The sequence below is a fragment of the Acinetobacter sp. COS3 genome, from assembly GCF_000475335.1.
Lineage (GTDB): Bacteria > Pseudomonadota > Gammaproteobacteria > Pseudomonadales > Moraxellaceae > Acinetobacter > Acinetobacter venetianus.
The window spans coordinates 139,265-162,605 of the sequence record NZ_AXCD01000034.1 but is presented as its reverse complement, the minus strand read 5'-3'; the positions used below and the strand labels follow the sequence as shown (position 1 = coordinate 162,605).

The 23,341-nt window shown below is 38.7% G+C and carries 18 protein-coding genes; all 18 read left to right on the top strand.

The window, feature by feature from the left end:
* Positions 1–79 precede the first annotated feature (79 nt).
* The 18 genes from IO68_RS29070 (at position 80) to IO68_RS28985 (ending at position 23,138) form a co-directional block, all read left to right on the top strand.
* The gene (locus tag IO68_RS29070) at positions 80–1,138 is read left to right on the top strand and encodes a pilus assembly protein PilM (protein WP_004877835.1); all 1,059 of its coding nucleotides are present in this window, start codon (positions 80–82) and stop codon (positions 1,136–1,138) included.
* The gene (locus tag IO68_RS29065; protein ID WP_023013847.1) at positions 1,138–1,782 is read left to right on the top strand and encodes a PilN domain-containing protein; all 645 of its coding nucleotides are present in this window, start codon (positions 1,138–1,140) and stop codon (positions 1,780–1,782) included. The genes IO68_RS29070 and IO68_RS29065 overlap by 1 nt, the downstream gene beginning before the upstream one ends.
* Positions 1,779–2,513, top strand: coding sequence for a type 4a pilus biogenesis protein PilO (locus IO68_RS29060; protein ID WP_023013846.1), 735 nt, complete (start codon positions 1,779–1,781; stop codon positions 2,511–2,513). The genes IO68_RS29065 and IO68_RS29060 overlap by 4 nt, the downstream gene beginning before the upstream one ends.
* Before the next feature lie 2 nt (positions 2,514–2,515).
* Positions 2,516–3,043, top strand: a complete 528-nt coding sequence (locus IO68_RS29055) for a pilus assembly protein PilP (RefSeq protein WP_023013845.1) — start codon at positions 2,516–2,518, stop codon at positions 3,041–3,043.
* Positions 3,044–3,104: 61 nt separating this feature from the next.
* Positions 3,105–5,237 (top strand): type IV pilus secretin PilQ, encoded by a 2,133-nt coding sequence (gene pilQ, locus IO68_RS29050; RefSeq protein WP_413540718.1) that lies wholly within the window; start codon positions 3,105–3,107, stop codon positions 5,235–5,237.
* 19 nt (positions 5,238–5,256) lie between these two features.
* The gene (gene aroK / locus IO68_RS29045; RefSeq protein ID WP_031234857.1) at positions 5,257–5,817 is read left to right on the top strand and encodes a shikimate kinase AroK; all 561 of its coding nucleotides are present in this window, start codon (positions 5,257–5,259) and stop codon (positions 5,815–5,817) included.
* Positions 5,818–5,838: 21 nt separating this feature from the next.
* Positions 5,839–6,921, top strand: coding sequence for a 3-dehydroquinate synthase (gene aroB, locus IO68_RS29040; RefSeq protein ID WP_023013843.1), 1,083 nt, complete (start codon positions 5,839–5,841; stop codon positions 6,919–6,921).
* A gap of 16 nt (positions 6,922–6,937) precedes the next feature.
* Complete coding sequence (locus tag IO68_RS29035; RefSeq protein WP_023013842.1) at positions 6,938–7,816, top strand: hypothetical protein; 879 nt, start codon at positions 6,938–6,940, stop codon at positions 7,814–7,816.
* A 462-nt stretch (positions 7,817–8,278) separates the two neighbouring features.
* Positions 8,279–12,757: a glutamate synthase large subunit gene (gene gltB / locus IO68_RS29030; protein WP_171068579.1), complete on the top strand. Its 4,479-nt coding sequence runs from the start codon at positions 8,279–8,281 to the stop codon at positions 12,755–12,757.
* A 71-nt stretch (positions 12,758–12,828) separates the two neighbouring features.
* Positions 12,829–14,250, top strand: coding sequence for an FAD-dependent oxidoreductase (locus IO68_RS29025; protein WP_023013840.1), 1,422 nt, complete (start codon positions 12,829–12,831; stop codon positions 14,248–14,250).
* A gap of 173 nt (positions 14,251–14,423) precedes the next feature.
* A complete protein-coding gene (locus tag IO68_RS29020) occupies positions 14,424–15,314 on the top strand; it encodes a metal-dependent hydrolase (RefSeq protein ID WP_023013839.1) in 891 nt (296 codons plus the stop codon).
* Positions 15,315–15,490: 176 nt separating this feature from the next.
* Positions 15,491–16,081, top strand: a complete 591-nt coding sequence (locus tag IO68_RS29015; RefSeq protein WP_004877820.1) for a LemA family protein — start codon at positions 15,491–15,493, stop codon at positions 16,079–16,081.
* Positions 16,082–16,118: 37 nt separating this feature from the next.
* Positions 16,119–17,174 (top strand): TPM domain-containing protein, encoded by a 1,056-nt coding sequence (locus IO68_RS29010; protein ID WP_023013838.1) that lies wholly within the window; start codon positions 16,119–16,121, stop codon positions 17,172–17,174.
* A complete protein-coding gene (locus IO68_RS29005; RefSeq protein WP_023013837.1) occupies positions 17,168–17,728 on the top strand; it encodes a TPM domain-containing protein in 561 nt (186 codons plus the stop codon). Before IO68_RS29010 ends, IO68_RS29005 begins: the two co-directional genes overlap by 7 nt.
* A 407-nt stretch (positions 17,729–18,135) precedes the next feature.
* Complete coding sequence (locus tag IO68_RS29000; RefSeq protein WP_413540717.1) at positions 18,136–18,564, top strand: pilin; 429 nt, start codon at positions 18,136–18,138, stop codon at positions 18,562–18,564.
* A gap of 67 nt (positions 18,565–18,631) precedes the next feature.
* Positions 18,632–20,554: a hypothetical protein gene (locus IO68_RS28995; RefSeq protein ID WP_227502895.1), complete on the top strand. Its 1,923-nt coding sequence runs from the start codon at positions 18,632–18,634 to the stop codon at positions 20,552–20,554.
* A complete protein-coding gene (locus tag IO68_RS28990; protein WP_031234856.1) occupies positions 20,547–21,413 on the top strand; it encodes a glycosyltransferase family 2 protein in 867 nt (288 codons plus the stop codon). Before IO68_RS28995 ends, IO68_RS28990 begins: the two co-directional genes overlap by 8 nt.
* Positions 21,414–23,138, top strand: coding sequence for an ABC transporter ATP-binding protein (locus IO68_RS28985; RefSeq protein WP_023013833.1), 1,725 nt, complete (start codon positions 21,414–21,416; stop codon positions 23,136–23,138).
* The last annotated feature ends 203 nt before the right edge of the window (positions 23,139–23,341 follow it).

Below are 23,341 nucleotides of genomic sequence, written 5' to 3'. Positions count from 1 at the left end.
TTGTATCCGTATAAATTAAAGACCAAAACAAATTAGTATGTTGTATTTTTGGGGATAAAAAAATAAATAGGAAAGTACTGTGCTCAGGTTATATCGTAAACCAAATAAGGGGTTAGTAGGGGTCGATATTAGTTCGACAACTGTTAAGTTATTGGAGCTCTCTGTAAAGAACGGTAGATATTGGGTTGAAAGTTATGCGTTGATGCCGCTGCCAGAAAACAGTGTCGTCGAAAAAAGCATTCTTAATCCTGAAGCAGTTGGTGATGCCCTTGAGCGTGTTGTCAATTTAGCGAACCCTCACACTACCAATGTGGCAATCGCAATTCCAACATCAATGGTGATTAATAAGATCATTGAGATGGATGCTGATATGTCAGATGAAGAGCGTGAAGTGCAAATTCGTATGGATGCTGAACAGTACATTCCGTTTCCATTAGATGAGGTGAGCCTTGATTTTGAGGTTCTGCCTGATAAATTGCCAAATCCCAATCGCGTTAACGTCCTATTAGTTGCTACCCGAACAGAAAATGTTGACACACGTGTCGAAGTTCTTGAACTTGCGAACTTAACAGCAAAAATTGCTGAAGTTGAAAGTTATGCAATGGAACGAGCTTTTAGTGTGTTTTCCGATACGCTTCCAATGGGCGCGAATACTGTCGGCATCCTAGATATTGGTCATACCATGACAACTTTATCTGTGATGCAAAAAGGTAAAATCATTTATACGCGTGAGCAAGTATTTGGTGGTCGCCAGCTTACTCAAGATGTGCAAAACCGCTACGGTTTGTCATTTGAAGAAGCGGGTCGGGCAAAAAAAGAAAGATCGCTCCCAGATGATTATGACACTGAGGTTTTGGAACCTTTCCTTGATGCGGTTGTGCAGCAAGCTGCACGCTCACTGCAATTTTTCTTCTCATCATCGCAATTCAATGAAATTGATCATATTTTATTGGCTGGCGGTAATGCCAATATTCCTGGCTTAGCGAAGCTATTGCAACAAAAACTAGGTTATCGCGTTACGATTGCTAACCCATTCCTACAAATGGGCTTTTCTCCCCAAATTGACATTAAAAAAATAGAAAATGATGCTTCCTCTTTGATGGTGGCATGTGGTCTAGCATTGAGGAGTTTTGATTAATGGCAAAGATTAACTTACTCCCTTGGCGTGATGAGCTAAGAGAACAAAGAAAGAAACAGTTTGTCGCTTTGTGTGTTGGCGTTGCTGCTTTAGGTGTGGCATCAATATTCTCAGGTTGGGTTTATTTTGATCAAAAATTGGATGATCAAGAGCAAGCGAATCAATTAATTGTAAGTACCAATCAGAATCTAGATACCCAGTTAAAGTCATTAGAAGGTTTGCAAGAACGCCGTAACGCAATTATTGAACGTATGAAGCTGATTCAAGGATTGCAAGGTCAGCGTCCTGTAACTGTGCGATTGGTAGATGAACTGGTTCGGGTTACGCCACCTACGATGTATTTAACCAAGTTCACAAGAACGGGTGATAAATTCACGATTGAAGGAAAAGCGGAAAGTCCAAATACAGTTGCTGAATTGCTGCGTAATTTGGAAGCATCCCCTTGGTATCGAAATGCATTTATGAATTCGTTCTTAGCGGCCGAAGAGAAAAAAGATAAAGCTGCTAGTTCTTTAGTTCCTCGAGTCGAGGAAAACTATGGAAGCTTTGTTGTAACAGTTGATTTAGGGGAGATTGGGGCGGTGACTGAAGTTGACCCATCAGCGGAAACAGCTGCTTCTGCAACGGCTGGAGGTGCACAATGAGTCAAGAAGAACTAAATGACCTCAATCAAGATGTTGTAGTCAAGAAAAAGAAAATGACAGTAGAGCAGTTCTTTCAACAATTTAATACGTTGGATATGAACAACTATGGTAGTTGGCCTCTGTCAGTTAAAATTACATGCTGGATTTTTGTTTTCTTGGCGGTGGTGGCGCTTGGTTATTTCGTCGTCATTAAATCTCAGCTTGAATCGATTGCAAATGCGCAAGCTAAAGAGCAAAGCTTATTAAACGAGTTTAGAGAGAAGGACTCGAAGTTAAGAAACTTGCAGCAATACCAAGCACAATTACAAGAAATGGAAGCGAATTTTAATCAACAGCTTGAACAGCTTCCAAAAGAAACAGAAATCCCAAGTTTGGTTGAAGATATTAACTTAACAGGCGTGAATTCTGGTCTGAAATTTAAAAATATCCGTTTAGAGAGTGAAGTTAAGCAAGAATTCTTTATTGAGCAGCCGATTAGTATTGCGGCTACGGGCGATTATCATGCTTTTGGTGCCTTTGTTACAGGTATTGCTGCGTTACCTCGAATCGTAACGCTACATGATTTTGTTGTAGAAGCTAAACCTGATACACAAAAGAAATCAGATATCCCTGTGATTAATTACTCAGTTAAAGCAAAAACATATCGTTATATTGGGGCAGATGATCAAGCTGGTATGGGCACTGTTTCTCCAGCAAATCAACCAACTGCTAATGCTCAAGGAGGGAAGTAATAATGAATAAAACAACATTATTACTCGGCGTATTATCGCTGCTTGCTTTGTCTGGTTGTGATTCTCGTATTGACGCTGTAAATCAACAGATGGCTGCTATTCGTAATGAGGCTCCACTACCGATTGAACCCGCACCTGTTTTTACGCCAGTGCCTTTATTTAATTATTCGGCTCACCAATTAAAAAGTCCATTTATGCCAAGTTCTTTGGCTGCGGAATTAAGAATCATGGCGGGTAAACGTGTTTATCCAAACTTTAATCGTCAACCACAACCTTTAGAGAGCTATGCACTAGAGTCTCTGAATATGAAAGGTAGTATGCGTGGGAAAAGTAATGAGACGATTGCTTTGATTCAAACACCAGATGGGCAGGTAGAGCGTGTGCAAGTTGGAAGTTACTTGGGTGTAAATCAAGGACGAATTGTTAAAATTAGCCCGACACAGATTGATTTGGTGGAAATTGTACCTGATGGGCGAGAAGGGTATGTTGAAAGACCTAGAACTCTCGTTTTAATTGGGCTAGCACCGTAAGATTAAGGGAATAAAAATGAAAAAACAGTTTAAAGATTCTTTATTTGGGGAAGCGAAGACCATGAATCGTGCATTCCGACAATTTTCTATGGCTGCTATGACTATAGCGGTAATGCAGGCTGCTTCAGCTCAGGTAGCGATGACGAATATTGTACCGATGAGTTTGGCTGATCAAGGTACAGAGATTCGAATCATGTTTAATGGTTTACCACCTCAGCCACAAGCATATCAACTTGAGCAGCCAGGTCGATTAATTCTAGATTTCGATAAAGCTCAACAAACATTGAAAAGAACGTCTATTCCAGTGTCTACGAATGAAGCAAATTCGATTGATGTGGCTTCTGATGATCAGCGTTCCCGTGTAATTGTAAATCTGAAAGATGCTGGTGCATTTACGACTCGTGTTGAAGGTAATACTTTTGTTCTGAAAATTAATTCTGTACAACCTCAGACTAGTACTGTAATGAAATCTTCGGTGAATCAGGTACAGCAAGGTGTATCAAATATTGGTTTTCAGCGCGGTAAAGATGGTGAGGGTTTAGTTGTTATTGATCTGCTGGGAAGTAATACGCCAGTTGATGTTCAACAACAAGGGAGTAAGATTGTTGTTCGGACAATGGGAAGTAAAATTCCGACTCATTTGGCGCGTCGCTTAAATACCAATGATTTTGCAACTCCAGTTGCTAGTATTGATGCTTATAATGATAAAGGTAATGGAATTATTAATATCCAGTCTGCAGGTAGCTATGAGTATATGGCATATCAAGCAGAAAATAAGCTGACGATTAGTCTTAAGCGTCCTCAAGATAATACACCGCAAAAAGCCAAAACTCAGGCGTATACAGGTAATAAAATTTCTTTGGATTTCCAAGATATTGAGGTGCGCCGAGTATTACAACTTTTAGCTGACTTCACTGGAATCAATATGGTTGCTGCGGATACGGTGCAAGGCAACATTACTTTGCGTTTAAAGGATGTCCCTTGGGATCAGGCGCTAGATATTGTGCTAAAAACTAAAAATTTAGATAAGCGTCGCAATGGTAATGTAATTTGGATTGCACCAGTAACTGAGTTAATCAAAGCCGAAGAAGATGAGGCTAAGGCGATTGCTCAAAGTATTAAGCTAGCTCCTATCCAGTCTGAATATATTCAATTAAGTTATGCGAAAGCTGCTGATATTTTAAAATTAATTGAAGACTCAAGAGATAGTAAAGGTGCTGCTTCAAACCGTACAGCCAACTCAAATTCACTTGCTTTGGAGAGCTTATTGAGTTCTAGAGGAAGTGCTGTGGCTGATACAAGAACGAATACTTTAATTGTCAATGATACGGCGGTTAATATTGACAAAATTCGTAAAATGATTGATTTGCTTGATGTCTCTGTTAAGCAGGTGATGATTGAAGCACGTATTGTTCGAGCGAGTACTGACTTTACTAAAGAGATGGGGGTCAAGTGGGGGATATTGTCTAAAGGTATTGCATCAAATAATGATTTGTTGGTTGGTGGTAGTGATACAACATTATGGAACCTACGTGAGCCTACAGCGGATAGTGAAACTGGGGGATGGAAATATGATATTGAGCGTCCAGATAACTTAAATGTAAATTTGGGTGCAGTAACGCCTGGTGCGAGTCGTATCGCTTTTGGTTTAATTAGCTTATCTGATTTTATGTTGGATCTTGAGCTTTCTGCTGTGCAAGCTGATGGTTATGGAGAAGTAATTTCAACACCTAAAGTTCTTACTGCGGATAAGCAAGCGGCTAAAATTGAATCAGGAACGCAAATTCCATATTCGTCATCAACTGGTGCTGGAGCCAATGCAGTTCCTAAAACAGAGTTTATTGATGCAACTTTAAGTTTGGATGTAACCCCTAGTATTACACCAGATGGTCGAGTAATGATGAAGCTTAATATTACGAAGGATGCTCCAGGGACACCAACACCAACAGGTCAATTAACCATTAATAAGAATACAATCGATACTAATGTCGTTGTGGATAATGGCGAAACCGTTGTTTTAGGTGGGATTTTTGAGCAAGAAAATATTAATTCACAAACAAAAGTACCTTTCCTTGGAGATATTCCTTATGTTGGTCGCTTATTCCGTCGAGATATCAAGACTGATAATAAACGTGAACTGCTAATTTTTGTGACACCGAGAATTGTTAATGACACTTTGACAAGAAATCATTAATATATTTTCAATAATTGCAATGAATATAGGTGGCGCGTTGCCAAGCAAAGCGTTTGAAACCCTACCAAATATATATTTGGTAGGGCCAATGGGGGCAGGAAAAACAACAGTCGGGCGACATCTAGCGGAATTGTTAGGTCGAGACTTTATTGATAGTGATCATGAAATCGAGCGTAAGACTGGTGCTACGATTCCATGGATTTTTGAAAAAGAGGGAGAAGTTGGCTTTCGTTTACGTGAGACCAATGTATTAAATGATTTAACTAATCGATCCTCCCTTGTCTTAGCCACTGGCGGTGGTGCAGTAACACAATTAGCAAATCGAGAATTCTTAAAACAGCGCGGCATTGTGGTTTATCTTTATACTCCTGTAGAGCTTCAATTACAGCGAACCTATCGCGATAAAAATCGCCCTCTATTACAAGTTGAAAACCCAGAACAAAAGCTACGAGATTTGTTGGCAATAAGAGATCCCTTATATCGGGAGATAGCACACCATGTTATTGAAACAAATCAAGGGGCAGCTAGGGATTTAGCACAGCGCATTCTTCAGTTAATATTATCGAAACAAGTTAAGTAATTCATTTTTGGTTTTAATGTTATGCAAACGTTACATGTTGAGTTAGGTGATCGTCGTTACCCAATTTTTATTGGGAGTCGTTTAAATCCAAAAGAGTTACTTAAGTCCTATCTGCATGGTCGGCAAGTTATGGTGGTTTCAAACACCACTGTGGCGCCGTTATATTTACAACATTATGTGCAAGCTTTAACTGAATTAGATAAGCAAGTTGCGCAATGTATATTGCCTGATGGTGAGCAATTTAAAGATATACAGCATCTGAACTTAATTTTTGATGCACTTTTAGAAGCGGGATTTAACCGCGATTGTACTGTTTTAGCTCTAGGTGGTGGTGTAATTGGGGATATGGCGGGGTTTGCATCGGCATGTTTTCAACGTGGAGTTAATTTCGTACAAGTTCCTACAACATTATTGTCGCAAGTTGATTCGAGTGTAGGTGGAAAGACGGGTATTAATCATCCTTTAGGTAAGAATATGTTGGGTGCTTTTCAGCAACCGCAAGTTGTATTGGCTGATATGGCTCAATTAGATACCTTGCCAGATCGAGAGTTATCAGCAGGTTTGGCAGAAGTGATTAAATACGCTTTACTTGGTGATGTCGATTTTTTGGTCTGGTTGGAACAAAACATAGATGCTTTAGTTGCGCGGGATGCTAATTTGCTCGCAGAAGCAGTATATCGTTCATGTGCACATAAAGCGCGTATTGTGGCAAATGATGAGAAAGAGCAGGGCGAGCGAGCATTGTTGAATCTTGGTCATACCTTTGGTCATGCAATTGAATCTTATTTAGGATATGGTGTTTGGTTACACGGTGAGGCGGTTGCAACAGGCATGGTCATGGCTGCTGATTTATCTCATCGTTTAGGGTGGATTTCTGAGGATGATGTACAGCGTACAAAAAAAATCATTCAACGTGCAAATTTACCGATATCATGTCCAAAAATTCCTTTAGATGAATTTTTAGCTTATATGTCACATGATAAAAAAGTATTAAATGGTCAACTGCGCTTGGTGCTATTGAAAAAATTAGGCCAGGCTGTAATTACCAAAGACTTTGATATTGAGCTTATGAAGCAATCTATTCTTGCAAATCAATCTGTGTAGTTAATTCTAGGAAAACATGACTGTGTCCCGATCAATTTGGCAAAACATACAACAATATAGTTGGCTTGTGCTCGCATTGGCTTGTTTAATTGCTGCATTGGTTTTTTGGGGAATCACGGGTGATAAGCAAGAAGTTGTTGCTGTTGAACATCAAGCAAAAGATGAAGTCCAAGTTCAGATTCAACCGGAAAAAGTCGCAGCCACATCTCATTTAGGGGCATTGTCCGATGAGGTGAGGCCACTGGATTTAACGACTCGCGTGGTTGTATCTAATGAGCATGCACCTGAATTTAGAGGGACTAAGTACATTAAAGAAAATCAACGTCAATGGGTGATGGAGATTTTCCGTAGTTCAGATGAAACGATTGTTAAAAACTTTTTATTAAATCGACCAGATAGAAAAAACTTCGTTTATTTTCGTTTGAATAGTGATGATCAAGTTGAACAATACGTTTTGGCTTATGGGTTATTTGCAAATGCTGAAGAAGCTAAACAGCAATTTGCGCAACTAAATTTGACTTTACCTCAATCTATTCAGCCTCAACCTCAGCCTATATCAAGCTATGCGGCATATGTAAATGATTTAGGTTCTGATGAGCTTAAGTCATCAACGAGTCAGTTGTATGCAATTAATTTAAGGCCAGCTGCACTGCCACGTGTTGATGAAACATTATTAATGAATGGTAGTTCATCACAAAGTGGGATGGGCTCTGATGTTAAAAAGTCTGTGGAGACATCGACGACGGTGAAGACTGTCGTGACTCAACGTGATGCGGATGGGAATGTGGTTAATGTTAAGCAAACTCAATCGGCACCTAAGCAAGCAATAAATACAGAAAAATTAAAGGAAAATTCAGATTCTTCTCGGAAAGAAGTAAGTGATCCATTTAATTAAAATGCACCATAATGATGCTTTTGTGGGCTATTATGTAGCGCTTGGATATATTTTGGTGCAATTTTAATCGTAAATTATAATTCTTCTATAATTATAACTACACGTTATTTTAACTTTTTTAATGATTTAGTAAATTTATAACTATATGGCATATTTTTTGCTTTCTTGTGGTGCTAATTTATCTGCTCATTGCTCTTTTTAGTGCTAAATGATTCATTATTTTGGTGAAATGGAAAGTTTTTGTGCTTTACAAAGGCTAGTTAAGGTGTAATAACTAAAAACACTTTATATGGTGAAATGCGCTGTTTCTGAAACAAGAAAGGCGTATATTTGCAAATTCGCCAGTAAAAATGTTTTCGCGAAGCATTGAACTTTATATGAGTTGATCGGCAATATCGCAGAAAATAAATTGATTGTTTGTTGCTCGAAAGAGCCATGTTGAAAGAAGGGTACGCTATGCACATGCCATCGCCAAATACTGTAGCTCCCGCTCAAGGTTTATATCAGCCTGATGAGTTTAAGGATAACTGTGGTTTCGGTTTGATTGCCCATATGAAGGGTGAATCAAGTCATCATCTGGTCGAAACAGCGATTCACAGTCTAAGTTGCATGACGCACCGTGGTGGTATTGCCGCAGATGGTAAAACTGGAGATGGATGCGGATTGTTATTGGCTATGCCTAAGCAATTTTTCCGTGACGAAGCTCAAAAACTTGGTGCGAATTTAACTGAAATCTTCGCTGCCGGTACTGTATTTTTAAATACAGATCCTGCTTTAGCGCATAATGCAAAAAATATTCTGAATAAAGAAATTGAAGCTGAAGGTTTAACGGTTGCAGCATGGCGTGTTGTACCAACAAATAATGATGCATTGGGTGAAATTGCACTACAATCTCTACCAGTGTTTGAACAAATTCTTGTGAACTGTCCGATGGGCTTAACTGAAGTTGAGTTTAATCGTAAGTTATTCTTAGCGCGTCGTCGTGCTGAACAATCGTTACACAATGATTCATTATTTTATGTAACGACATTAGCAACGACTGTGATTAGTTATAAAGGTTTGATGATGCCAGCAGCAATTGCTGACTTCTATACGGACTTAGCTGATGAGCGTTTAAAATCTCACATCGTTGTATTCCATCAGCGTTTTTCTACAAATACTTTACCGCGTTGGCCATTGGCTCAGCCGTTCCGTTATCTTGCACATAATGGTGAAATTAATACCATTACTGCGAACCGCAACTGGGCATTGGCACGTACACCAAAATTTGCAAACCCATTACTACCAGGATTAACTGAGTTAAATCCAATCGTAAACCGTACTGGTTCGGACTCTTCAAGCTTAGATAATATGCTCGAGATTCTTGTGGGTGGTGGTATGGATTTATTCCGTGCCTTGCGTATGCTTGTTCCGCCAGCATGGCAAAACGTTGAAACTCTAGATGCCGACTTACGTGCGTTCTACGAATTTAACTCTAAACATATGGAAGCTTGGGATGGCCCAGCGGGTCTTGTAATTCAAGATGGTCGTCATGCGATTTGTATGCTTGATCGTAATGGCTTGCGTCCAGCGCGTTGGGTAATTACTAAAAATGATTACATCACACTTGCTTCTGAAATTGGGGTGTGGGGTTATGAACCTGAAGACGTTGTGTCTAAAGGCCGTGTTGGTCCAGGTCAAATCTTAGTTGTAGACACTTTGACTGGTAAGGTATTAGATACCAAAGATGTCAGTAACCATCTTAAAAACATGCGTCCATACCGTGAGTGGTTACGTGACCATGCGATCCGTTTAAAAGCAAATCCGCAACTTGAAGAGCAGCTTGTTGATCAAGGTCTCACAGGTGATGCACTTAAATCAGCTCAAAAAATGTTTATGGTGACATTTGAAGAGCGTGATCAGATTCTTCGTCCTATTGCAGAAAGTGGTCAAGAAGCGGTTGGCTCGATGGGTGATGATACGCCAATGGCTGTATTGTCTCGTCAAGTACGTCACATCTCAGATTATTTCCGCCAACAGTTTGCGCAGGTGACAAACCCACCAATTGATCCATTACGTGAATCAATCGTGATGTCACTTGAAACTTGTATCGGACGTGAGCAAAACGTATTTGAGCAAGGCCCAGAACATGCGGATCGTATCATTATTGCAAGCCCTGTATTGTCGAATTCGAAAATGCAGCAGCTTCGTGATGTTGAAAAAGATCGCCAAGGCTATGGCGTAGCTGATATTGAATTGAACTACGCTGAAACAGAAGGTTTACAGGCTGCAATTACACGTATCTGTGAAGAAGCTGCTCAAGCGGTTCGTGATGGAAAAACGTTGATCGTACTCACGGATAAAAACTTCCGTGAAGGCTTCTTACCTGCAAATGCTGTTTTGGCAACAGGTGCTGTACATCATCACTTGATTAAAACGGGTTTACGTACCGATGCAAACATTCTAGTGGAAACGGGTTTTGCACGTGATCCACATCAATTTGCAGTGTTACTTGGTTTCGGTGCAACAGCGATTTATCCATACTTGGCTTATGATGTGATCAATGATTTGGTTGCTAAAGGCGAGTTATTGGGTGATCCAATTCATGCTCAAGCAAACTTCCGCAAAGGGATTGAGAAAGGTCTATTAAAAGTTCTTTCTAAAATGGGTATCTCTACCGTTGCATCATATCGTGGCGGTCAGTTGTTTGAAGCAGTTGGTTTATCTTCTGAGGTCGTTGATCAATGTTTCCTTGGTGTACCGAGTCGTATCCAAGGTGCAACGTTTGCTGATTTGGAAAATGATCAGAAAAAATTGGCAACAACTGCTTGGCAAAATCGTAAGCCGATTGATCAAGGTGGTTTGCTTAAATTCGTATTTGGCAAAGAGTACCATGCGTTCAATCCTGATGTGATCAATGCTTTACATAAGTCAGTACGCTCTGGTCAATATCAAGATTTTAAAGAGTATGCTGAGCTTGTAAATAACCGTCCAATCGCAACAATCCGTGATTTATTTAAGTTAAAAACAACGGATTCAATTGCCATTGATCAAGTTGAAAGTATTGAAGAGATTCTACCACGCTTTGACTCTGCGGGTATGTCTCTAGGTGCATTATCGCCAGAAGCACATGAAGCGATTGCAATTGCGATGAATACGATTGGTGGTCGTTCGAACTCAGGTGAGGGCGGCGAAGATCCAGCGCGTTATGGCACGATTCGTAACTCGAAAATCAAGCAAATTGCATCAGGTCGTTTCGGTGTTACGCCAGCATATTTAACATCTGCTGAAGTATTACAGATTAAAGTAGCACAAGGTGCGAAACCGGGTGAGGGTGGTCAGTTACCAGGTGGTAAAGTGAATGGCTTAATTGCGCGTTTACGTTATTCAGTACCGGGTGTCACACTCATTTCTCCGCCACCGCATCACGATATTTATTCGATTGAAGATTTATCGCAGTTGATTTTTGACTTGAAACAAGTCAACCCACAAGCGATGGTTTCAGTAAAATTGGTATCTGAGCCGGGTGTGGGGACGATCGCGGCAGGTGTTGCGAAGGCATATGCTGACTTTATTACGATTTCTGGTTATGACGGTGGTACGGCAGCATCTCCACTTTCTTCAATTCACCACGCGGGTTCTCCATGGGAACTCGGTTTGAGTGAAGCGCATCAAGCATTACGTGTAAATGACTTACGTGGCAAAGTGCGTGTTCAAACAGATGGTGGTTTGAAAACTGGTTTAGATGTGATTAAAGCAGCAATCTTAGGTGCGGAAAGTTTTGGCTTCGGTTCTACACCAATGATCGCGTTAGGTTGTAAATATCTCCGTATTTGCCATTTAAATAACTGTGCAACAGGTGTTGCAACTCAACAAGATCATTTGCGCCAAGAGCATTATATTGGTGAGCCACAAATGCTCATCAATTTCTTCAAGTTTATTGCTGAAGAAACTCGTGAATGGTTGGCTGCACTTGGTGTTGCGTCATTGAAAGATTTGATTGGTCGCGTTGATTTACTTGAAGTTTTACCAGGTGAAACTGAAAAACATGCTCATCTAGATCTTAGTGCTTTATTGACTTCACATCCATCAGCTGAAGGTAAAGCTCAGTATTGCCAAGTTCAAGGTAATGCGCCATTTGATAAAGGTGTATTGGCTGAGAAAATGGTTGCTGAAATGCTACCAGCAATTGAATCAGGTACAGGCGGTTCATTCAACTTCACAGTAGGTAACTGTGACCGTTCGATTGGTGCTCGTATCTCAGGTGAAATCGCGCGTCGCTATGGTAACTTGGGTATGGAAAGCAGCCCAGTTGTTATGAATCTTGAGGGTACTGCTGGTCAATCGCTTGGTGTTTGGAATGCAGGTGGTTTGCATATCAAACTGGAAGGTGATGCCAACGACTATGTCGGTAAAGGTATGGCGGGTGGTCGCGTATCGATTTTCCCACCAAAAGGTTCACCATTCCAGACACAAAATACCGCGATTATTGGTAACACTTGTTTATATGGTGCAACAGGCGGTAAGTTGTTTGCTGCAGGTACTGCGGGCGAGCGTTTTGCGGTTCGTAACTCAGGCGCATTTGCGGTTATTGAAGGTGCTGGCGATCATTGCTGTGAATACATGACGGGTGGTGTAGTAACCGTATTAGGTAAAGTTGGTCATAACTTCGGTGCAGGTATGACGGGTGGCTTTGCTTATGTACTTGACCTTGATAATGACTTTGTTGATTACTACAACCATGAACTGATTGATCTTAACCGTATCTCAACTGAGTCTATGGAAGATCACAAAGAATACTTACTACAAATTTTAGATGAGCACATCCAAGAGACAGGAAGTGCTTGGGCATACAAAATCCGTAATGAGTTCGACTTCTATAGTCGTAAGTTCTGGCTTGTAAAACCAAAAGCTGCTAATTTGCAAACGCTTTTGAAAACAACTCAAGCTGACCCACAATAATTCCACGACTGCAAAGACATAGGCAGGTGCAAAGATGAAAGACATCCTTGCGCCTACCCACGGAGAGAGACATGGCAGAACGCCTTAATAATGACTTTCAATTTCTGGATGTAGCACGCCAAGATCCAGAGAAAAAAGATATTACTGTCCGCAAGGCAGAGTTTGTGGAAATTTATAAACCTTTTACTGCGGATGTGGCTGCAAACCAGACCCATCGTTGTTTAGGGTGTGGTAACCCTTATTGTGAATGGAAATGTCCAGTACATAACTACATTCCAAACTGGTTAAAGTTGATTGCTGAAGGTCAAATTTTCCAAGCAGCGGAACTTTGTCATCAAACCAATACTTTGCCAGAAGTATGTGGTCGTGTATGTCCGCAAGACCGCTTGTGTGAAGGTGCATGTACACTCAATGATGGCTTTGGTGCTGTAACTATTGGTAATGCTGAGAAATATATCAACGATACGGCCTTTGCTTTAGGTTGGCGTCCAGATATGTCTGGTGTTAAGTGGACCAACAAAAAAGTTGCGATTATTGGTGCTGGTCCGGCAGGTTTAGGCTGTGCAGATATTCTAGCGCGTGGTGGTGTAAAACCAGTTGTATTCGATAAACGTCCTGAAATTGGCGGTCTACTCACCTTCGGTATTCCAGAATTTAAGATGGAAAAAGATGTGATGAAACGCCGCCGTGAAATCTTCACAGGCATGGGCATTGAATTCCGTTTAAATACCGAAATTGGTGTCGATGTTACCATTGAGCAACTACTTGCTGAATATGATGCTGTGTTTATGGGAATGGGAACTTACACCTACATGAAAGGTGGTTTCCCTGGCGAAGACCTAAATGGTGTTTATGATGCTTTAGATTTCCTCATTGCCAACGTCAATCGTTGCCAAGGTTGGGAAAAAGATCCTAGCGAATACATCAGTGTAGACGGCAAGAAAGTGATTGTTCTAGGTGGTGGCGACACTGCAATGGACTGTAACCGTACTTCATTGCGTCAAGGCGCGCACGAAGTAACTTGTGCTTATCGTCGTGACGAAAGCAACATGCCGGGTTCTGCGCGTGAAGTGAAGAATGCGTATGAAGAGGGTGTAAAATTCCTATTCAACCGTCAGCCAATTGAAATCGTGGGTGAGAATGGCAAAGTCACAGGTGTTAAAGTTGTGACAACGCAAATGGGTGAGCCAGATAGTCGTGGTCGTCGTAGCCCTGAGCCAATTCCGGGTTCTGAAGAAATCTTAGCAGCTGATGCAGTGTTGCTAGCTTTTGGTTTCCGTCCAAGCCCTGCTGATTGGTTTGCCAATGCTAAAGTAGGTTTAGATGGTTCAGGTCGAGTGATTGCTGCTGAACAACAAGAATTTAAATTCCAAACCTCGAATCCAAAAATCTTCGCTGGCGGAGATATGGTCCGTGGTTCTGATCTAGTTGTGACTGCGATTTGGGAAGGTCGTCAAGCTGCTGAAGGTATTTTAGATTACCTTGGGGTTTAATCTTCCAATCCTGTAAATCACATTGAAATAAAGCCTGCATCATGCAGGCTTTATGATTTTCATCTTGTCAGTTTGGTAGTTTTAGCAAACTTTATAAGCTTTTTTGCCCTGTCTTTGCTTATTTGCTAGCGCAATACTCGAAGACCAGTTGGGAAATTGTAAAGGCAATCAAGATGGCGCTTGTACATACGAATGCAGAAAAAAACTATTTAAATCGCCCTAAAGCACTTGGTATTACCGTACGACGTTTGCAGTTCAATCCTGAAAAAATTAAACGGCATTATTTTGCTAATTCCCCATTAATGTCGCATTTACTGACCGCACTCTCCTCAACCTTTCCGATAGGTGAGCAATATTTTGTAAATAGTGTTCGTAATGTCCGTGAAAAAGTGCAAGACCCGCAATTACAAGCCCAGATTGCAGCTTTTATCGGTCAAGAGGCGATGCATTCTAAAGCACATACAGAGTTTAATGATGCTTGGCGTAGCGATGATTATAATCTTGACCGCTTTCAAGCTTGGTTAGCAAAGCGAGATGATGTCCTTCGCAAAATTCATCCTAAATTACAACTCGCATTGACCTGTGCTTTTGAGCATTTTACTGCGATGTTAGGTGGTTATATTTTGAAGCATCCAGAAATTTTAAGCACATTAGACGATGATGCGATGAAACTTTGGGTTTGGCATGCGATTGAGGAAATCGAGCATCGATCGGTCGCTTTTGATGTATATCAAGAGGTTTATGGTGATGATCGAATTCGTCGTTTATTGATGCGAAGTGTGACTACAGGCTTTGCAAGCCTCACGTTCTATGCAACAACGCGTTTAATTTGGCAAGACAAATGGAAAAGCTTACCCAAAGTAGGTGGTAACGTATTTGGAATGTATTTACTTGGAAAAATGCTAATTCAACTCATTCCAGAATATCTTTCTTATTACCATGCAGACTTTCATCCAGCTAAACATGATTACAGCAAATTGGTTGAGTATTGGAAAGCAAGAATGGCCGATGAATATGGCATGATTAGCTTTCAAGAAGAAACAGCATCAAAAATTTATAGTTAACAATTATTAAAACATTAAATATTTGCTTAGCGTGGCATTACTTTGAGATTTCGAGTAATGCCATTTTTATTTAAACAGACATAAATCAACTTTAATAAATGTTACACAGCAAGCAAAAAATCACATTACAATGAATTATCGCAAAAATATAAAGAAAAACCTGAGGATAAATTTTGATGAAAGTAATTAAACAAACCGCAATTGCTACAGTATTGGCGAGTACACTGTTATTTACAGGGTGTGGCTATAATACTTTGCAAGTGAAAGATGAAGCAGTAAATGCATCATGGTCAGAAGTACAAAACCAATACCAGCGTCGAGCAGACCTCGTTCCGAATTTAGTCAATGTCGTAAAAGGTTATGCAAAACATGAGGAGCAGGTACTTACGGAGGTGACACAAGCACGCTCAAATGTAGCTGGCTTGAAAGTGGATAAAGAAGTATTAGAAGATCCAGCACTATTCGAAAAATACCAGCAAGCGCAAAGTCAGCTCACAGGAGCATTATCGCGCTTAATTGCCGTCTCTGAAAACTATCCAGATTTAAAAGCCAATGAACAATTCCGTGATCTTCAAGCACAGCTCGAAGGCACAGAAAATAGAATTGCTGTTGCACGTAATCGTTATATTACGACAGTGCAAGACTACAATTCTTATGTACGTCAATTCCCGCAAGCAATGACCGCAAAAGTGATTGGCATGAAAACTAAGGAAAACTTTAAGGCTGAACAATCTGCTCAGCAAGCTCCAACTGTGTCATTTAACTAATTACTGATTGTTGAGTTAAATGCGGAGGAGAAAGTTGATGTTGAATGTGTTAAAGCAAAAATGGAAATCTATTTTAATTATCATTTTTATGATGCTTTGCTTTCAACATACAGTTTTGGCTGAGGTTGCCACAGCAACTGATCAAAGTGATTTGGTGGTTGCGGGCAAAATTATTCAGGAACAACATAAAAATAAAGCAGCATCATCGAGTACATCCGATACTGAAACACCCATATTACCGAAAGTCGCCGATGATATGGCAGACGGTGAATCCATACGTGGATTACCGACATTGAACCAACCTGTCATTGATCAAGCTAAAGTATTAAGTGATGCTGAAATTCAGCAATTAGATCAGAAAATACTTGAACTATATCAACAAGGTAAAGCTCAGATTGGGGTGATTATTGTCCCAACCACAGGACAAGAAGCCATTTTTGATTTTGCTTTGCGTACAGGCGAAAAATGGCAGTTAGGTTCAGCGAAGCGAGATAATGGCTTATTGATGGCAGTTGCGATCAATGATCGGAAAATTCAAATACTCACTGGCTATGGCTTAGAGGGTGTACTGCCTGATGTGGTTTTAAGTCGTATTATCAGAAATCAAATTACGCCGTATTTCAAACAAGGACAATATGCACAGGGTATTTCAGCAGGTCTCGATGAGATTACCCGCATTGTGAATTTAGATCCTGAGATTGCTCAGCAGGCAGCTCAAGAACTCAAAGAACGTCACGATCAAGCATTACAAGCACAGCAAGCAAAAGATAATACTTTAACGATGGTATTGTTTATCTTAATTGCAGGCGTTGTTGGATCGTTTATTGTGGGTAAGCGGCTGAGTGCTTCTACTGCTGCAGTCGCCGCAACCGTTGCTGGGCTGGTCAATGGTGCAGGCTTAGTGATGAGTCTGCTGCTTGGTGTCGGTATTTTCTTTTTATTAATTACTTCTATTGCACAATTGATTTTTCAAGCATTTCTATCTGGTGGTGGGCGTGGCGGCAGTGGAGGTGGTTTTGGTGGAGGCAGCGGCGGTGGTTATAGTGGCGGCGGAGGCAGTTTTGGTGGTGGAGGAGCATCAGGCTCATGGTAACAAAGACAGATACAACTCAAATCATTACTCAACCTAAGTTGGATGATCAGGTAAAACATAGTTTCAAACGTTGGTTTAAGCATTTTCTCTATGTCTCTTCAGCACATCGATATTTCAATAAACAAGACCAAATAGAAATTGCAAATGCTGTACAGCACGCTGAAAAAGGCCATGTGGGTGAAATTCAGGTGGTGATTGAAGGACATATTCCTTGCTCGCAAGCGTACTATCAAAATACACGGCTACGTGCACAACAGCTCTTTGCTGAGCTTGGTGTATGGGATACTGAGCTGAATAGTGGTGTTTTACTCTACTTAAATCTGTGCGAGCGAAAGGTTGAAATTGTGATTGATCGGGGTCTCAAAAATGCAACTCAACCAGAGATGTGGTGCGAAATCTGTCAAAGTATTGTGGGCCAGTTAGCTCAAAAGCAGTACTTGTTCGCAGTAAGAAGTGGGATCGAAGAAATCGGAAAAGTTCTAGACCAATATTACGTCAATAATGATTCTGCTGATCAAAATGAGTTGCCAAATGCACCTATTATTCTGAATTGAGCATTTGTAGATTTGCTTAATTGCGATAGTTATGTTAAATATTGATTTTTATACATACTTGTATGTATATTTACCATTTATCTTCCGATAAATGGTATGTGAAAAACTTAAATGCAAATAAAGAAGAAATCTGTGATTCATTGCACTCTCCTGATCTAAAATTAGACGAAAAATGGATTTAAATATAAAAATGCAGAATGAAAAATGAGTTTTAGTGACATTATTTGTCATTATTTATTTTTTTTTGTCAAAAAAAGCTTGTGAACGAAACTCCTTATTATTCTTTTAAGTCTCTGTTTTTTTGAGTTAAAATTAGCTAAGCTAAGGACTGGCATGAAACATGCTGAATACAAGTAGCTAATAAAAGCTTATAAAAATTTATACATTGGAGAAATGTTATGAAATCAATGCAAAAGGGTTTTACTCTTATTGAATTAATGATCGTAGTTGCAATCATCGGTATTTTGGCTGCGATTGCGATTCCTGCTTATCAAGATTATATTGCACGTTCACAAGCATCTGAAGGGGTATCTTTGGCAGGTGGCTTGAAGTCTGAAGTGGCTGATAATATGCAGGATGGTGTATGTGGTACTAGTAGTTTGAGTGGGAAATACGCTGCATCTGTAGTTGTAAGTGGCGGTAATGTGACAAGTACAGCAACTGATACAACTCCAACAGGTTGTATTATTACAGCAACTTATCAATCAACTGGTGTATCTAAACAAATTCAAAGCAAGATTTTACAGCTAGATGTGCTTGGTAATGGTTCTTTAAAAGTTAGAGCTGGTGGTACTACTAATTTAGATACTAAATACATTCCTAAAGCAGTTCAATAATACTGTTTAATATAAAAAAGAGGCTAAGCAGCCTCTTTTTTATTCATAATTAAACCTTGTTGATTTTATGATGAATGAGCATAAAAATAATTTAGCGTATTGGTCTTTTTTCGCCATTATATTCCTAACATTTTTAGTCTACTTACCTGGTATGTTTGGAGGTTTTTTGTTTGATGACTATCCAAACTTGGGGGCTATGACAAAATATGGTGATTTACATGATTGGGAAAATGCGAAACGTTTTATTTTAAGTGGATTTTCTGGGCCTACAGGTAGACCGATTGCATTAGCAAGCTTTTGGTTAACAGCTGATAGTTGGCCGTCAAATCCTATGATATTTAAATGTATTAACATCATTTTACACTTAATTTGTGGAACCTTACTTTTTATCGTAATGAGGATGATATTAGTTGCATATGGGTATAGAAGAAATCAAGCAGTTTGGGTTAGTCTTTTAGCGGCAAGTTTTTGGTTGTTGCACCCATTCTTTGTCTCAACTACATTGTACGTTGTACAGCGTATGACGCAGTTGGCAATGTTGTTTAGCTTATTAGGAATGATCGGATACTTTTACAGTAGAGAGTATATTAACTCTAAACCCTTGAAAGCCTATATATTTATGACACTGTCTTTGGGGATTTCAACACTTTTAGCAACTTTTAGTAAAGAAAATGGAGCATTATTGCCATTGTTGATTTTGGTGGTAGAGTTTTGTAATCCTAATAATAAAAATAAACCGATATGGCAGTGGAGAGCACTATGCTTAGGTGTTCCATCGATTATTCTTGTAGGAATTATACTCAAGCACATTGATTTTTCCGGTCAAATTTTAGATAGAAGAAATTTTACCCAGTTGGAGCGATTATTAAGTGAAAGTCGAATTCTGTGTGATTATTTGATTCAGATATTTATACCTCGGATAGAGGGATATGGGTTGTATCAAGATGGTTTTTTAATATCAAAGGATTTATTTAGTCCAGTTGCGACTTTTATTTCATTTTTTATTATTACTTTATTAATTGTATTGGCAATTGTTATTAGAAGAAAACAACCGTTAGTGTCATTAGCTATTTTATTTTTCTTTGCTGGTCATTTAATAGAGTCAACGATTATTAATCTAGAATTATATTTTGAGCATAGAAACTACTTTCCAGCTTCATTTTTATTTCTGCCGTGTGCATTAGGTATATATAACCTTAAATCATTTATCAAAGTTAAGATCGTCATTTTTCTTTCAATCTCAATTTTGACTGTCTTAGCTGTGATGACCTTACAGCGTAGTAACCTTTGGGCTGATTCAGAAAAATTAAAATATTATTGGGCAGAAAAAAGCCCAAATTCGCCTAGAGCACAGAGTTTTATGGCGCAGCAGTACATGGCACAAAAGTCTTATGGGCAGGCTAATCAGGTACTAATAAATGCAATTAACCTTCGACCAGATAGCGGTTTGTTAGCCTTTCAGTTATTGTTGCAAAAAATAGCAATTGGTAGTGTTTCTCATCAAGACTTTACAAATTTAAAAAATGCAATTCCTGGTCATCATGCTGATATACAAGCGATGGCAATGATGCAGCATGTAGTATTAAGTGTCTTGGATCAACCAACATTGCTTAATTTGTATGGAAATGATGTAGTTTCAATTTTGGATTCTTTAATAGAGCCAGATTCATCATATTTAAAAGTTCGTAATTTAAAAGGGTTGGTATATTTTTCTAAAGCTCAAATTTTTGCAGCGCAACAAAAGCCCAAAGAAGCATATGAAAATTATGAAAAAGCATTTCATATAGCCAATGATGTAGCTGACGGAATTGTTATGGTAACTTTGTTAGCGAATGCTGGCTATCAACGTTTAGCTTTAGAATTGTTGGATCAAGTAGAAGTAGCGTATCGCAAGCAATCTGATAAAGATTTGAAAAGAGAGCGAAGCTATTACGACAAAGAAATTTTTGCACTGAGAAATACAATTAGGGCAGATGTTCCAAATGAATAAGTTGATGATAAGTATTGTATTACCTGCTAAAAATGAATCTGTTGCAATTGGAAAAACCATTGAGAAAATAAAGCAGTTAAATCTAGCTTTTGAGATTATTGTTATCAATGATGGTTCATTAGATGATACAAAAACTGTTGCTGAACAGGCTGGTGCAAAAGTTATTTCTCATCCTTATTCAAAAGGAAATGGTGCGGCAATTAAAACAGGTGCTAGAACGGCTATTGGTGATGTGATTGTTTTTATGGATGCTGATGGTCAACATGATCCACAAGATATTCCTCGTTTAATAGAAAAAATTGAACAGGGTTATGACCTTGTTGTGGGAGCAAGACAAAAAGGTTCACAAGCCAGTGTTGGGCGCGGTGTTGCCAATGCTTTATATAATAACCTTGCAACTTATATGACAGAACACCAAGTTGAAGATTTAACTTCGGGGTTTCGAGCAGTAAGAGCAGCAAAGTTTAGAGAGTTTTTATATCTATTGCCGAATGGCTTTTCTTATCCAACCACCAGTACCATGGCTTTTTTTCGTGCAGGTTATTCTGTTACCTATATTCCCATTCATGCGGCTAAACGGATTGGAAAAAGTCATATCCATCCAATAAAAGATGGGATACGTTTTTTCTTAATAATCTTTAAAATAGCAACTCTATTTTCCCCTTTAAAGATGTTCTTGCCAATAGCAGTAATTCTATTCCTGATGGCAACAGGTTGGTATAGTTATACACTTTATGAATTTCATAGATTTACTAACATGAGTGCTTTACTATATACAGGAAGTATAATGATTTTCTTAATGGGATTAATCTCAGAGCAGGTCACAGCACTAATGTATAAAGATGATCAATCGAGATAGATGGTGTTTAATAACTTTAATCAGCTTTGGCAAATTTTATCTTCATTAGATAAGCGTAAATTTCTTATTGTGCTTGTTTTTACGATTGTTATGGCTTGCATTGAAAGTGCAGGCGTACTTTCAATTATGCCTTTTCTTGCTGTCTTAGCAAATCCTGATATTGTAAATACCAATAAGGCTATTCATAGCATATATGTTTTATTTTCTGTTAGTGATTATAAAGACTTTATCATCCGGTTAGGCCTAGTTTCTATGGGAATAGTCCTATTCTCTGCAGGATTTAAGATAGTTAATCAGTATGTATTAAGCCGATTTTCTAGCTTGCAAAGACATTATCTTGCGACAAGACTATTAGCAATTTATCTGAAACAAGATTATGAATTTTTTATACAGAAAAATAGTTCAGAGCTCTCAAAAAATATTTTATCTGAAGTTGACCAATTAATTAATAGTATTATTCAGCCAGTCTTACAGATTATTTCTTATGGTCTTGTCTTATTAGCAATGGTTATTATTGTCTTTATATATCATCCTATTATGGCAGTAGTCGTAATTTGTGCTCTTGGGGGAGTGTATTTTTTAATTTTTTCAATAGTAAAAAAACTTTTAGAAAAAATTGGTCAGGAATTCCAATTGGCAAATAAAGAGCGATATAAAGCATGCCAAGAAGTTTTTAGTGGTATTAAGGATGTAAAAATTAATAATGCAGGTTCACATTATTTAGAATCCTTTAGTTGTCAATCACGTTTATATGCACGACATTTAGCAACAAATAATACAGTGAGTCAGGTTCCTCTACATATAGTTGAAGCTGTGGGCTATTGTAGTCTAATTATTCTTTCTATGAGTTTGGTTGTATTGTCGAATAGTATTGAAACGATCTTACCTATTTTAGGTTTGTATGGTTTTGCTGCCTATAGAATGTTGCCTGCGGCACAAAATATCTATCGAGCTGTTGCAAAGATGAAATTTGCTTCAAAAACTTTTGAGAAAATTCGTTTAGATTTACAATTAGATGATTACTCTAACAGAAATTTAGTGAGTGAAAAAATAATAACATTTGAGCATAGTATCGAGCTTAAAAATGTGAGTTATGCTTATCCATCATGTTTGGATCAACCTGTATTGCATGAATTTAACTTAAATATTCAAAAGAATACGAGTTTAGGAATCATTGGTCGTAGTGGTTCAGGTAAAAGTACCTTAATGGATATTTTATTAGGATTATTACATCCTCAACAGGGACAATTGTTAGTAGATGGTATTGCAATCACAGCAGCTAATGCCAATCAGTGGCAGCGATACATTGGTTATGTACCTCAGTTTATTTATCTAGCTGATTCAACAGTAACAGAGAATATTGCTTTTGGTATTGAAAAAAGCAAGATAGATATGAATGCTGTTTTTGCTGCTGCAAAGGCGGCACAAATACATGATTTTATTATTGATGTTTTAAAGAATGGATACGAGACAAAAATTGGGGAAAGAGGTATTATGCTTTCTGGGGGGCAGCGACAACGGATCGGAATTGCACGCGCATTGTATAAAAATCCTGAAATTATTTTTATGGATGAAGCAACAAGTGCACTGGATAATGAGACAGAGCAAGCTGTGACTGAAGCAATCCAAAGTTTAGATGGAAAAAAAACAATGGTGATTATTGCTCATAGGGAAAGTGTAGTTGCAAGATGTGATCTTTTATTAAATTTAGAGAATATAAATTGATGAGCTTATTAAAAAATATTGAAAGTTTTCATATTTTTGAGATGGCATACATAGATAATACAATGATCTAAATATATTGTTTATTTTGTACTAGTAAAAATTTTGAACAGTAGGCTGATACTTTTGAACTAGGGGGTATTCAATTCATGGAAAATTAAACAAGGATATAAAATTAATAACTGGTTTTCTATAGAAATTCCAAT

What these genes read in the sequence shown, in the direction of transcription:
- IO68_RS29065 (WP_023013847.1), top strand. Translation starts at nt 1,138, where the DNA reads ATGGCAAAGATTAACTTACTCCCTTGGCGTGATGAGCTAAGAGAACAA.
- IO68_RS29060 (WP_023013846.1), top strand. Translation starts at nt 1,779, where the DNA reads ATGAGTCAAGAAGAACTAAATGACCTCAATCAAGATGTTGTAGTCAAG.
- IO68_RS29055 (WP_023013845.1), top strand. Translation starts at nt 2,516, where the DNA reads ATGAATAAAACAACATTATTACTCGGCGTATTATCGCTGCTTGCTTTG.
- pilQ (WP_413540718.1), top strand. Translation starts at nt 3,105, where the DNA reads ATGAATCGTGCATTCCGACAATTTTCTATGGCTGCTATGACTATAGCG.
- aroK (WP_031234857.1), top strand. Translation starts at nt 5,257, where the DNA reads ATGAATATAGGTGGCGCGTTGCCAAGCAAAGCGTTTGAAACCCTACCA.
- aroB (WP_023013843.1), top strand. Translation starts at nt 5,839, where the DNA reads ATGCAAACGTTACATGTTGAGTTAGGTGATCGTCGTTACCCAATTTTT.
- IO68_RS29035 (WP_023013842.1), top strand. Translation starts at nt 6,938, where the DNA reads ATGACTGTGTCCCGATCAATTTGGCAAAACATACAACAATATAGTTGG.
- gltB (WP_171068579.1), top strand. Translation starts at nt 8,279, where the DNA reads ATGCCATCGCCAAATACTGTAGCTCCCGCTCAAGGTTTATATCAGCCT.
- IO68_RS29025 (WP_023013840.1), top strand. Translation starts at nt 12,829, where the DNA reads ATGGCAGAACGCCTTAATAATGACTTTCAATTTCTGGATGTAGCACGC.
- IO68_RS29020 (WP_023013839.1), top strand. Translation starts at nt 14,424, where the DNA reads ATGGCGCTTGTACATACGAATGCAGAAAAAAACTATTTAAATCGCCCT.
- IO68_RS29015 (WP_004877820.1), top strand. Translation starts at nt 15,491, where the DNA reads ATGAAAGTAATTAAACAAACCGCAATTGCTACAGTATTGGCGAGTACA.
- IO68_RS29010 (WP_023013838.1), top strand. Translation starts at nt 16,119, where the DNA reads ATGTTGAATGTGTTAAAGCAAAAATGGAAATCTATTTTAATTATCATT.
- IO68_RS29005 (WP_023013837.1), top strand. Translation starts at nt 17,168, where the DNA reads ATGGTAACAAAGACAGATACAACTCAAATCATTACTCAACCTAAGTTG.
- IO68_RS29000 (WP_413540717.1), top strand. Translation starts at nt 18,136, where the DNA reads ATGCAAAAGGGTTTTACTCTTATTGAATTAATGATCGTAGTTGCAATC.
- IO68_RS28995 (WP_227502895.1), top strand. Translation starts at nt 18,632, where the DNA reads ATGATGAATGAGCATAAAAATAATTTAGCGTATTGGTCTTTTTTCGCC.
- IO68_RS28990 (WP_031234856.1), top strand. Translation starts at nt 20,547, where the DNA reads ATGAATAAGTTGATGATAAGTATTGTATTACCTGCTAAAAATGAATCT.
- IO68_RS28985 (WP_023013833.1), top strand. Translation starts at nt 21,414, where the DNA reads ATGGTGTTTAATAACTTTAATCAGCTTTGGCAAATTTTATCTTCATTA.